Annotated in this window: 1 protein-coding gene (only partly in view); it reads right to left on the bottom strand. The window is 40.5% G+C overall.

Annotated features, from left to right (window positions below; translation table 11 throughout):
* Window positions 1-15,230, bottom strand: the end of a protein-coding gene (locus A7P55_RS11035; protein WP_171552108.1) for an Ig-like domain-containing protein. 22,861 nt of this gene lie beyond the right edge of the window; the window shows 15,230 of its 38,091 coding nt (coding positions 22,862-38,091); its start codon lies beyond the right edge, outside the window; its stop codon occupies window positions 1-3.

The following is a 15,230-nucleotide window of genomic DNA, read 5'->3' as shown; positions in this document are numbered from 1 at the left end:
TTAAAACAACTGTTTCCAGTTCTGTTGTGCAGTTTGTTCCAAAGATTTCAACCATGCATCTGATTGTTCTTCCTGACGGAGTAGAATCAGATCCTCATCTTCGTCTTTTGGTAAGATGCTCAACTCTAACTGAGTTGAAAGCAATGGGATTGAACAAGCCCACTGTGCTTTCACCGTCAAAGGGATCGATGCGATATGGTTGACCCATGTCGATACAAAACCGTTGACCAATCGCCAAGGGTTGATACACGCTTGTCCATCCAACATTTTCACTGCAATCATCTTGAGACTACTCGCACTATGCTGGTTGCTCTGCTCGATTGCCGTCGCTTTTACTTGAATCGCCATATCTTGATTACGGCTACTTGCAAAGCGTAACTGCGCCCAATCCCATGTACTAATATCAATCCACTGCTGAGTTGAGTTAATCGTGATGTAGTTTGTTCCATCCGTCACGACCGTACCTTGACTAAAACCTGTCAGTTCTAATTTCATTCGCTCAGAGCCATCGAGATCATTACTACGTGCCACAATAATTGGTAAATACGTAGTCTGGCCGACAACAGCATAGACTTGGTTCGCAGTTGACGTATAGGTTTCAACTAAACGAATATCGTTGATAAAGGCACTACGACCACTCTGATTTCCTTCAAGCTGTAAACGGATAGTTCGGTCAGATCCATTACCCGCAAAGCTAATTTGATACTCCTGCCAGTTCAATGCGGTTTGTCCACTCGCTGCGTCAAACACAGCGATCTGTTGTCCGTCAACATATACCCCGACACGCCCCATATTTGCAGTTTGGCTTAACAAGCCTGCCATATTAAAGCTTAAGGTATAAGTCGTCCCGTTGACCGTATTTACCTGACGTTCAATCGCAGTTTGCTGATACAGTGTATCCTTACCATCATTCAAACGAATCCAAGCATTTGAACCCGCGCCTTGTAAGCTTATATTTTGATTCGCAGCATTCTTCATTTGATCGCCAGAGTGCCATACTTCAAAAGCATCGAGTTTAAGTAACTGATCTTTTTGAGTCATCCAACCATCTAAACTCCAGCCATACACCACTGACGGGTTTTTATTGAGAATGGCATTATAAACACCTCCCCATTCAGTATGGAAAATCTCACGGCTCGTTAAAGCATTTTGTGATTGATGAGTTTCTAAACTTGGCGCATCTGCAACAGCTTCGATATATACCGTTAACTCATGAATCGCTGACGCAACACTTGCATTAGATTTTTCAATACTGCTTGCCACCACTTGTAACTTCAGTTCACCGCTAAAGTCTTTAGGTGGTGTGAACTGTAGTGTGTTGAGATTCCAAGTGCTGATGTCAGCAACCGTATGCTGATCGGTCACCACAAACTGGTGTGAACCATCAGTTAACTTACTGCCTAATGGCATTCCTGCAATCGCAAGTTTAAGCTGTTCTGAACCATCTTTGTCCTGCAACTGAGCTGAGATACTAGACAACTGCATTGCCAAGTCTTCTTTGCCTCGATTCAGTGGCTTATTGGTCGAAAGTACAATGTTATCAATCATCGCACCTCGCCCACTTAAATGTGTCAATGGTGCATCAATACGAATTTGGATATTTTGCAGTTTACCCGTACCCACAAAACTAAATTGGATATTTTGCCAATTCAGCTGATCATTCGGACTGGTATTGGCATAAGTCGCAATACGTTTACCATCAACATAAATACCAATTTGGGTAAAACATTCGCTAAAGCCTAAACGCCCTGCATAATCGAAACTGAGATTATAGCTACGCCCGAATTCAGTTTGTACATTACGCGCAATCCCCAAGGTTTGAGCTTGGAACAAGCCTGCATCATTGAGCTCTAACCAGTTATTGCCATTACCAGCTTTTGCTTGAACTGTTTTAAGCTGGCCATAGGCATTCTCCATGCGGTCGCCATTGCCCCAGATTTCAAAACCATCTGTACCAAACAGGTTGCAATCCAATCCTTTAAGTAATGTCCAACCCTCAAACATATTCTGTTCGATCAGGGTTGAAGTCAGGTCTGGGTTTACTGCGGTTTCCCAACTGGTCTGGAACAGAACTTCTTGATTAGTAGTCGAACCAATATTTAGAATCGGTTGATCTGCAACAGCCTCAATTTCAATATTCAACCAGGTCATCGCACTATAAAGCTGTCCATCAAAAGCTTTATAACCAACTTGTGCATAAATTGCTTTTTGATTACCAATACCCGCTATTGCACGATCACTGGCCTCATTCAAACTTGGCACAAAACGAATATGCCCAGCATTAAAATCGGCTTGATTGAAACGTGTGCCTACACTCACTAACTCCCACTGGTCATGGATAAACTGTTGTAATAAACCAGTTTGAGGGAGAGCGCTAATTTCTATGCTTAAGACATCGCCATCTGTATCGAGCACAGCAAAATCAGACCATTTTAAAATCAGGACTTGATCTTCTAAACCTTGAACAGTTTGAGCGTTTGCAGTTGGGGCATCATTTACAGAGTTAACCGTAATAGCAACCACAACCGTCTGAGATTTAAGCTCACCATCCGTTACATAGTAACTAAAGCTGTCTGCACCAAAGTAGTTGGCATTCGGTACATATTGATATTGTCCATTTGCTAATGGTTTCAACTGACCATTGAGAGGTTGTGAAACTAGTACAAGCGTTAAGATATCATGCTCTACATCTTGAGCTGTTGAAAGAAGATCTATCGTTACCGCACTATCTTCATTCGTCACTATCTGTTGTGCAAACAATGTCGGTGCATCATTTACTGCATTTACAGTAATCGATACGGTTACAACCTGCGAGTTTAGCGCATGATCAATCACATAATAGCTAAAGCTATCCGTACCGTAATAATTTGCATGTGGCACATATTGATAACGTCCATCCGTCAATCGTACCAGTTGTCCATGGACAGGTTCCGTCACAATGACGGCATTTAATACATCGCCTTCTATATCCTGTGCTGTCGCCAGTAAATCAATGAAGACCGCTGTATCTTCGTCTGTGATCAGCGTTTGTGCTTGTAGCATCGGAGCATCATTCACAGCTTTGATATGAATCGTCACGCTGACCGCTTGTGAATCCATTTTTCCATCTGTGACATAGTAGCTAAAGCTGTCTGTACCAAAGTAATTGGCATTTGGTACGTATTGATAACGCCCATCCGCCAATTGTTCTAAACGTCCATATAGCGGCTGTAGCGTTATATGCGCGCCAAGTACATCACCATCTGCATCATAAGCACTTGCCAATGGATCAAAGATCACCGCTTGATCTTCATCGATCTCTATATCTTGTGTATTTAATACAGGTGCCGTATTTGATGCCAAAACATGAATACTAAAGGTATAAGGTTGGGAAGAATCTGTACCATCGCTGAGTACAACCGTAAATGTATCATCACCCACAAAATCCTTATCAACCAAATAGACATAGTGACCTGTCACAGCATCGTAGCTAATTGTGCCGTATTGTGGCTGTTGGGTGATTTGTACTGTAACTGGATTGCTTTCGACATCTTTAACGTAGCTATCAAAATCTAAGACCAGTGGTTCACCTGCAATAATTTCCCAATTTGGTTGTTGGCTAAAAATCGGTGCATCATTTACTGGGTTGATATCAAATTGTACAGTCGCAACTTTAGACTGCTGCCCATCGACAGTGACAAAGTAGTAGCTAAATTGATCCGCACCAAAATAGTTGGCATGCGGTACATAGCTAAATTCACCATTGGCAAGCAGGACCAACTCACCATGTTGCGGTGCAGCCACGAGCACCACGTTTTCAATTGATTTACCAATCAGTAAGTCATTATCCAACACATTGCCCGTGAGGGTTGTATCTTCATCGAACTGGTAGCGATCATTCATCGCCAATGCTTCAGCAACTAAACGGATATTGCTAAGCGTGACTGAACTATCTGCTGCCCCAAAGCCAAGTAAATCAAAAGATAATAGAACTTCTCTGCCAACTAAAGCTTGGTCAAGGTTGATAAAGAATGTTTGGCTACCATCACTGTTGATAACTCGCTCAATTCCTTGTGCCAAATAGTTTTGACCATTGGCTTGCAGGTTAAAGAGTGCATCTGATTGACTCAGATCATTCACTTTAAATAGTGCTTCACCTGTTTTTGCATCAAGCAGCGCAACCTCAAATGCATCATCTGGACCATTGTTATAGTCTGTTAGATGCTGATCTTTTACCGTAAATGTAAGGACTCGATCTTGTGCCCCGAGTTTAAAGGCTTGGGATAGATTGGTATGTTGAGTACTACTTTCTTTAAGCTGTAACTCCTGTCCTGAAAGTATAATTTCACCTTGAGTAAACCAGCTTCCACTGACTTGATTACCCGCAATCACTTCTGCAAATTGATCATTCAACAAGTTTGGTGTCTGCCATGCTGCAGATTGAACCGTTAAGGTTGAATTCACCATTGGAGCATCGTTATGACGATTTTTAAGGAAAGCAATATCAGCCGCACTTGGTAAACGTCTTTCGCCTGTATCCAGTACACGGGTCATGACATCATTTTGTAATTGAGGATCAAGCCCAAGTACATGGCCTAACTCATGAATCAAGACAGTAAGCAGGTCTAGTTTTCCATGTGCGGAACTACCCTCTGTGGCCTTCATGCTTAAACTACCACCAAGTGTAAATTCACTACTTTCTAATGGCGTAGTATCAATAAACCACCCCCAGCCTGCGCCTGTGGCATCTAAAGTAATTTGCGCACCTTCCGTGATTGCTGCAACATTTGTACCTAAGTCCGCAATATGGAACTGTGCACTATCAAGAACTTTTTGGGATGCCCCTGCTTCTAACCAATAATTTTTGGCAATTGGTAGAAGTGTATCTATTTCTGTTTGAGTAATAGTAGTTGTAGAATTTCCTTCAAAGGCAACAAGTTGATAATTAATAGAATCATCCGTAAACTTAATTTTACCTTGATCAAAAGCATCCTTAATTTTACTTAATATCTCTTGTCTAGATACAATGATATTTCCATCTTTATCTTTTAATTCTGTGACGTTAATTCCTCCAAAATCTGGTAACTTAAGTTTATCTACAATTTCAGAATTAAAAAAATTGATAATTTTATTATTTCCTTGTGCATCTAAATTAGATGGTTTTCTATCAATCAAATAAACTACTTTACTAACTTTATCTGTATTTGCGAATAAGCCTAAAGCATCTCTATAAAGAGCATCTATCATTTTTGGCATTTGAAATTCATTTCTAAAACGCTCAGTTTGATTTACCCAATTATAATCCTTACGATCTATGACTTCTAAAAGACCATTTTTATCAACCTTTACTCCCTCATACATCCTAAAATTTTCTTTAACTGTTTTAGGATTTATATTTGTAGATAGATTATATGGATGCTGAAATACTACACCTATTTCCATATGACTATCTGGTACATTTGCATCTGTTCTTGTTCCCCAAGCTTTTCTTTCAAAATCGCCTCCTTGTTCTCTGAAGCTTGAAGGTTTCAAGAAAACTCCCCCATCAGATGGTTTGGAAAAAATTTCCTTAACATTTTTGATATCTGGAGTCCAATGTACAAAATTAGGCAGAACATCTGATCTTAAAGTATCTCTGGCGACAATATTTGTAGGTATTGGAGCACTACCTAATTTTAGATTAGGATCATACTGATAAAAACAGTTTGAGTTATGTACCCAAAGTCCTTCATTACCAACAAAATAGGTATGAAAGTCTTCTACTTCAATATTATATACTTTTGTTTTAAACCTAGTCACTCCATCAAAATCATCAGGATAGTCATTGTTTTCTATATCAAAATTTTCAAAGTCATCAATATATCTAGAATATTGATTAGATAAATCATTATTCTGCAAATAATCAGTTTTTATAGAGTGCTTTCCATTATACACAAACGAATGTCCAACACTATATCCAAGTGAATTATGTAAATAATGATTACAAAAACCAATACTTCCATCATCTTTAAAATTAAAAACTTTAGATGCTCCATAAACAAAAAAAATCTTTTCATTTTCAATAAAGCAAAGTTCGTCGCCATCCTCTAGTTTTATGGCAGGTATCCACTCTTGTTTAATTTCATTCCAGACAGGGTGATAATCTGTTAAGTAGGTAACTTTTATAACTTCAGGCTCAGACTCACATATATAAGGTAACTGAATAATATTATCTTCACCCGAACAAAATGCCCTTGAAACACGCTTATATTCGGTTGGCGCATCTTTACCACCCCACTCAGGACGTGATAAAACCATATCTCCAACTTTAATATCCTGAATCGGTACTAAACCTTTATCCGTATGTACCAATGTTCCTGCGGGGAAACATTGGATATGCTTAGTTTCAAGCTTTAACGCCTCTATATCTAATGCATCATCAATTATTTTTTGATTTAATTTATTACCACCATATCCCTGTTTCGCTAACTCACTTTCTTTATAACGATAATCCCAAAGTGGTCTATTCTCTTCTAACTTTGCAAATACACGGGTGTCCGCTATAGACTGACGAGCTGCATTTACAAAAGAATTTCGAATATGTACCGCAGCTATCGCAAGATTCTCTGTACTTATAGACGGATCAATTTGTTTAATCTTGTCTATAATTGCTTTCATTTCTCTTGCTTGAGCAGCTAACCAATCCGTTGCCTGTTGTGAAGTCATAGTTCGTGCTTTAGGAATTTCTATTTCTTTCCCAGAAATTGCCGAGGTATATTTCCCTCCATCTCCTAATATTAAACTCCGACCAGTTGTATCTGCTTTAGTAAATAAATATTTGGCTTCAATATCCGCTCTTGCTGTTGGCATAACAATCTTATATTCAAGACGATTTGCTTCAGTCGGTGTTTTCCACATCGTTTTAGCACCTAAGAAGACTCGTCCCGCTAAATGTAAGCCTGCTCCAACAGCCATATCCATACCAACCGAAGTTAAGAGTGCATATTCATCATTATTGCCTGCCTTACCACCTGTTACTTTATAAATATAGGCTTGTGTAGCAGTATCTACAGCTGCATATGTAATTGATTCTGTTAGCATAGCCTTAGCACCTGCTCCAAATCGTGCTTCTGCTGCTAAACCAATTCTGGCACCAAGAGCCATTGCTAAAGTTGAGCCAAAAGCATCAACACCTGCAGCTTGGATTAAATCACTATCACTTATTTCCCCCTTTTCATTTTTCTTAAGCAATTCAGCATAACGCCCCACAAATCCCATTGTGGCGAAATCCCATCCATTATAAAGCCCTGATTTTAAGTAATATAATCCTGCATCTAATGCGCTAAAATCACCTGCCTTAATTTTCTTTGCAATTTCAGCTTGTGAGATTCCTAATGCCCCCGTATAGACATTATCCTCTTTACCCAAGTCATTATATGGGCTCATGATGAATTTCAGATCTTCTTTATTACCAGTTGACTTTAAATGTGCTATTTGAGTAGTCGAAGCATATGTTCCTATCCCATAAATCCATGCGAACAAATCATTTGTTGAGTTGCCCTTAAGCATTTGTGGTGGCGCTATTTGTGTATACTTATTACCATCTTTTTTCAAATCAAATGGTTTTGAAGTGTCTCCTTTATTTGTTTCATATGCAACTTCAGCCATTTCAATCAATGCTGTTGCATTCCATACAAATAAATTTTTATTTAATCGTGTACCAGCGACACCACCATGACCATCATCAATATATTCATCCATCCATACATTGCCATATAGCATCCCATTCGCATCTATTGTTAATTGAGAGATAGAGCCTGGGACTAGCATAATTCCTAGACTGGCAAGTGGCGTTGTTGAACCAAGGAAAGTAGGTGAACCCTGTTTACCAAATGGATCTCGAATAATTCCAAGCTTACCCCCTGATTGCTTTCCTGCCCCGAAATTATTATCCCAATTCCAAAGTGGATCTTCCAATAAGCTATAGTCATCAGCGACAATTGCATATTCTGTCGTAACACCTTTCTCATCCGTGTAGAGCACAATTACATTTCCAGCTGCTGATTGTACCTCCTGACGGAATTGGTTATAAGGTGAATAACTTTTTTGTACTGCCGATAAAGAATGACTCTTTATAACTGCTCCACTTTCTAAAAGTTTACCTTTCTTATCTGTCTTTAAGGTAATAGTCGCTAAACCATTATTTCTATCACGAGTATTTGATAAAATAAACTCAGCATTGCCTGTCCCTGAAGATATATATTGAGGCAATTTACCTTTAGTATTCGCATTAACTAAAAAGTCTTCTTCTTTTAACGTAACAACTTTTCCTGCATATTCACCATCCTCATTTATATCATTAAGATCAACAATATAAACATCCCCCCCAGAAAGAGATGAACTATAGTTATATCTTGAATTTGCAGTTGGAGATGTTAAAGCTAAATAACTTCCATTATTAATCGCGGAATCCCAAAAACCATTTTTAGGTGTAAATCCTAAGTCAATCGTTTGCTGCTGCAATAAAAAATTATTATCTAGTGGATCAACATTAATTCTGATTAATCGCCCTGCACTACCTGAGAAATAACCACCAGTTGTGATATACAACCAGTTATTATCCATAACTAAAGATGATAAATTTTCTCCAGCACCAAACACACCCAACTCATGTACAATTTCAAGGGTCTGAGTATCTAAAACTAGAATTTTATCACCAGTTAAAACATTACGACTAATAATAAATGCTAAAGTTCCATCATTATTATAAGTAATTGGATCAGCAACATGACCCTGCATTTTTACAGTCTTTTCTGACTGGCTATTTCCTAATTGATAGTCTGTAATAGTTTTGACTAGAGTCGTTGTATTTTTAACTTTATCTACACGGAATATATCAATTGAATTTGGTGTAGTAACAATTACATCCTCTGTGCCAAGCTTCCATGCCTGAATAGGATTACTATCAACAGGTAGTCCTACAAGTTCTTGCCCACCATCTGTACTTGCTTTAGCAATTCGTTCGATATAGATGAGATGCATAGATAACGCGACACCTTTTGGCAGATCAATTGTTACCCGTTCTAGAGTAGAAGATGCTGGGGTAACAGTGAAACCTTGCCAAATCAGTCCCCGATCAGGATCAATAGTGTTATTAGTCGGTTTATCAATTTGACTACCTCTTGGCACGAGCCATACTTTTATCTCAAAATTATTAGCTGATTGCCCTTCTGGAATGAAATTTTTAGCTGTAATTGACAATTTTCTATTCTCAGCATCATATTCCAATTTAGTAATTACTGGTTCAGATACCGGAGAACTTGGTACATCAGGGAATGTAATCTCTGAGTTTGCTAACTTAAAGTCTTCTTTAGGAATCGCCTGTTTATAAGCTCCTGCAATGGTATAACTCAACATCACAGCAGGACTGGCCATAGTTGCAAACAACCCTACAGCAGAACTTAACAGATAAGGATTTCCATAGACAGCTCCGCCAATTGCTAGTGCAAGACTTGCATTAGCTGCCCATATATATCTTTCATAATGTACCCCTCTAACAGTTGCTTCACCTGTCGTTGGATCAACATTTGAATATGATACTAAGTAAGACCCGCTCCAGTTTGCACCGTCATAAGGTGGGCTTGATGTTCTAGCAACACCATCATCACCAACAATACCATTGTCAACCAACCACCAAGTTTCGTGTTCAGAACCATCTACATCACGAATAATGCCTTTTTTGAAAAAGAAAACTTCTGTTCCAGCTTTTAAGGTCTCAATCTCGCCTGTTTTTGGATTTCTAGCTTGCTGTGGAACTTTTATCGCTAGTTGTAACGGCAAGCCCGTTTTTTCATCGCCAACATTAATATCAAAGGCAACCAATGAAGTTAAAACATCAGGTGCAGGCAATGGCATACCCACATCATCCAATGATTTAGCCTTGATCGAAACTTCAGTACCTTCTTTTACAGCACCTGGCGCAACCATTAAGATATTGCCCTGTTCATCCTGAACCACAGCACCTTTCTTGGCATCTACGACCGCAGAACCAATTTCAGGTTGTTGGATAATCAGGCTAAAGGTATATTGGTGGCCTTTATTGATCACAGTAACTTGTGCAATACCTGTTGCTTTGGCATGAATCAGACCATCAACACTAATCTCTGCAATACTGCTATCGCTGATATAGTATTTAGTACCAGCAGAAGCCGCTGAAACCTTATTCCCATCAATATCGGTCACTTTAAGTTGACGCTCACCATTGAGTGGCAAGGTTACTGCTTTTGGATAAACATCAACTTCAAAGCCATTGTCATCCAGCTCAGGTTCATCACCATATAAGCTGACTGAAATTGCATTCACCCCTTCAATACCACGAGCAGATACATGAATTGTTGCGATACCAGCTTTCTTGGTCGTGATATTACCTTGCCCATCTACAGTGAGCACATTCGGGTTATCACTGACAAATTGCAAATAATCAGCCGTTAAGATAACGCCACTTTCATCTTCAAAATCACCTTTGACTTGTAAGGTTGCACCATTACCCAACGCCAATGCCGCCAAACGTTCAACATGAATTAAAACTAACTTGGCATCACTCACATAGATTTTCAGTTCAATTGGCTGACCTTTGCTATAACCATCATCTGCTTGTAGCGTTACTGTCGCATAACCTGAGAAGCCTGCTTCTGGTTTAAAGCTAAGATTCTTACCATTTGGTGAAAGTTGAGCAATACCATGTGTATTACCTAAAATATTCCAATAAACCGTATCCCCCTCACGATCAACTGCAATCTGCTCCAATGCACCACTGACCGATAAATCTGTATGCGTTTTTAAAGCTTGTTTGCCATGTTCGACCACATTAACTGGTGCTTGGTTTGATTTCCAACCATAGTTAGCATAGAGAACTTGTAAATCGGTATTATTGACAACGCCATCACCATTTAAATCAAATTGCTGTTGCCCTGCTTGTGCTTGTTGCCACAACGCACTATCTAAACCATCGACATAGCCATCACGATTTAAATCGCCCACTATAGATAAACGAACCGCAACAGAACCCGTTCCTTTTACAGCCAACTGTTTAAAGCCTGCCGAAGTGATTCGAACCAAGGTAATGGTACGATCACCATGTCGCTGTTGCGACACAATACTTGTATCTGCAACACCAATGTCTTGAACATTGCCTTGTGTTTCTATTGCCACTAACACAGCACCAGTAGCACCCATTGCTTTAATGGTAGATGCCAATTCTGACTCACGAATCGCAAAATCAAAATACTGTGTTTGACTGGTCAACTCACCCTGCCATTGCGGTAAAGATTGGTTTTGGTTGAGCCAATCTACACTTGCACCCAAATAAGCGGTGGCTTTTTCCAGACGGACTTCGCCTGTAGATGAATAACTATAGCGTTGAACTACTTCACCTGTAATCAGGTTACGCACCAATTCCAGCTGATTCGATTGATTGTATTTATAGACCAAGCTGATCGCCTTCGCTTGTGCATCTCGACCGATCACTTGGCTGACACGCCCTTGGCTGTCACGTTTAAACTCAATGCTTTGTGAGCTTTGACCACCGACCAATACGATATTGTTTTGGCTCACCAACCATTGTTCACCATTGGTGAATGTGACAGACAATACTTTGCCAGTTTGATCCAGTACATAACGCGTACCATTTGGTGCAGTTAAGCTGAAATAGCTTGGTGCCCATGCGAGTCCTGTCGTTTCGTTATATAAGCTTTGTCCTTGTTGAACAAGCGTATCTGTATGTAAGTCAAATGCTGTATGTGCGGTTAAACGCCAGCCTTGGTCATTACTAAATTGTGGGGTGAGTTGACGAATACCAGTACTTGTCCCATTTACATATTGGGTCTGTAAATTCAAGCTAAAGCTTAGATATTGCGTTTGTATTGCATGGGCACCTGTCATTGCTTGCGGAATTTGCAGCCAGACTTTTGCTCCAATTTGCCATGCTGCAACGCCGCCCACACTATTGGTTAACCGTTGGTTATGTGTCAACTGAGTATCAAATAATGCACTGCTCCAGTTAGAGAAATCGCCCTGTACACCTGCGGTAATTGAACGAACTAAATCAAGTGTTTGTGACCCAAGCTGTAACGTTGCATCCACATGACTGGCTTGATTCAATTGTTTTGCACTGCTGCTAATTTCAATATTGGCATAAAGTTCTTCAACACGACCAACGAGGTCCCACGCTGTCAAACGTAACTGATAAACACCATTCGCAAGTAATGCTGGATTTAAAGCAAAAATATTGAGGTTTTGATTAGTTTGTACTGCTTTAAGTGCAATCTCTTGTAGGCTCTGCCATTGTAATGTCCCAGTGCTGTTACGCGCTATTTCTAGCTTATAGCCCATCAACTGCTGTTCTTTGATAAACGCCATCAGCTCAGTCGTGCTTTCAATCACAATCGGTGCTGTAGTGATTGCAGCACCACTCAGCTGGCCTTGCCATGTTAAAACAGGCGCGACGTTATCCGATGGATCTTTGACTCGGATTGTTTCAGTTCGTTGCTGACTAAATCCATCAATATCAATAGTTGTCGCCCGAATTTCAATCAATCCTGGTTGCTGTCCAGTCAGTTTAATACGACCGGTCGAATCTAAAGTGACTGCCTGCCATTGATCCGTACCTAATGCACTACCACGTACTTCAATCACAGTATTCACAATGGCACTGAAGCTATCTGCTCGGACTGTTGCTGTCACAATTTGTCCTGCAACAACAGGAATAGCTGGGGTCGTTTCGATATGTAGGTCAGGTTGATAAGCTTTTTGCTCTGCAACAACATTGAAGGTTATCGCTTGGCGGACCGTATCATAACCATCTGAAATACGTGCATAGAATACAAATTTTCCAACTTGACCCGCACTTGGTGTCCATGACAAACGCCCTGAAGTCGCATCGTAGTAAGCACCTTGCGGTAACTGTTCAAAACTGACCGTAAGCGCTTGGGTTTGTACTGTACCATCTACATCTGAAACATAGATATTACGTTTATCGCTTAGGCTATTTTGAGCAGCTTTCAGCACATCTAATTGGAACGCTTGGCCGACCAATAGTGTTCGATTACTGCTCTGAATGGTAGGTGCTTTATTAATATCCAATACACGGACTTGAACCGTTTTAAGTACTGAAAGCTGACCATCGCTCACCATAAAAGTAAGATCAAACGCTTTCTGATCACTTAAAGCATTATTTACCGTGTCTTGTGCAGGTGTCCATTCAACATAACCTGTGGTTGCCTCGACATAGATGCCCGCTGGTGTATTCGCATCATGTACTAACTGATAACGTAACGCATCATTATCGCCATCTTGGGCCAATAAATTAAATGAAAGGGTTTCACCTTCATATACCAGTTGTAATGGTACGCTGGTAAATACAGGCTGTTGATTGACATTGGCAACTTGGATTTGAATATTACGATTGAGCTGCGCACTCCCATCCGTCACGCGAACACTAAAGTTATATTGACCTAATTGCGTTGTCCCTAAACTGCTTTGTGCAGCAAACATGGATGGCAACCACTTAAATACAAGCTGGCTTTGACCATTCCCTAGTGCTTGCGTTGTAACATTGACCCCTCGAGGTAAGGCACTAAAGGACCAATACAATTGATCTAAGTCGGCATCCTTGACCGTCATCGTCCATGTCAACTGCTGACCTTCTTGGGCCTTCAGAATAATTTGATCAGCTTGCTGTTCTACGCTACCACCTTGTTGTACCTGAACATCAAGCAATTCTGGTGCAAGATTATTTGCACGCACGACAATACGAATATCTTGTGCTACTACATTCGGTACAGCAACAAAGCCTTCAGGCACGGCATAGCCTAAATCTTTAGGTGGTAAGCCCTGATCAGAAACTTGGACACTTAAATCATATTGGCCAATTTGGCTCGCAGTTGGAGTCCAAACAATTTCAGCATAACCATAAGTGGTACTTTGCAGAAGTTGAGCACCTGTTGGTAGACCCTGCACGATATAATTCAGGGTATCTTGATCTAAATCAATTACTGCGACTGGAATACGAATTTGTTGCCCAACCACGGCGACATTTCGTGTCGGCACACTGAGGCTAGGTGCTTCGCTATAACTTCTTACCGTCACAACAAAACTCTTACGCTCAATCTGAACTTGATTAATATCACCATCGCCATTGTCTTTTGCGGTTACGGTAATGGTGTAATCACCACGATGTCCAGCTTGAGGTGCAAAACGAATCACCCCTTTAACATGACTACCAGACTGGACTTGGGTATAGGTGGCAAAGTTTGGTAAGTCTTCAATTTGTAATTCAATTGGATTACCGTCTTTATCCGTTGCAGAGACAGGAATCTCAATGACAGCACCTTTATCCACAATTACACTTTCAAGTGCACCGATCTCTGGAGTACGGTTTGCATTGAGCACATTAATGCTAAAGGTACGCTCTGTCGACAGTGCTTGACCTGTTCCATTGCCATCATCTGTTGCAATGACCTTTACCTTATAAATACCCGCCTGTTGGTAGGTCGGATTCCAGTAAATTTCCAAGGTTTCAGGATCAAATGTCGCACCTTCAGGTAAACCTGTCACTTGATATGTGACCGAGACAGGCACATCAGACATCTGAACAGCCTGGCTTTGAGGGTGTGATTTAAACGCGGGTTCAAAGCCTGGGTTATCCGGGTCAAATGCAAAAACACTTAAACGGAGACTTGCCCCCTCCAATACCGTCCATATCGAGCTAGATTCGAACTGTGGCGCAGCATTGGCATTGTTTACCACCAATATTAGTGTTTGAGTTGCAATAGTCCGTACAGGAATGCCCCCATTAGTTGGGGTATAAGTTGCCACTAAACGAATTGGGATCTCATAGTTACCCGCCTGAGCATAACCTGGGGTCCATTCTAACCATCCGGTTTCTTTGTTCAGGATAGCACCACTTGGTAGCCACTCTGCACTATAGCTTAGTTTGATTTCCTGTCCAGAATACTGCATCAGCCCATGAGGTAGATTACCTGCCAGTTGTAAACTAAAACGTTCACCTTCCCGTAATTGCTGTGCTGCCACAGGCAAGAGCACAGGTTTTTCATATCCTTGCTTGACCGTAATATTAAACTGGTAACGACTTTCATGTTTGGCATCTGAAACGACCAACTCAACATTTTCATAATAACCCGCTTGGTCAAACGCAGGTGTCCATGTCAACTTTCCAGTTGCAACGTCGAATTCGGCACCCGCTGGTAAATTAC

This window comes from Acinetobacter sp. Ac_5812 (assembly GCF_013072695.1).
Classification (GTDB): Bacteria; Pseudomonadota; Gammaproteobacteria; order Pseudomonadales; family Moraxellaceae; genus Acinetobacter.
This window is presented reverse-complemented; position numbering and strand designations above follow the sequence as displayed.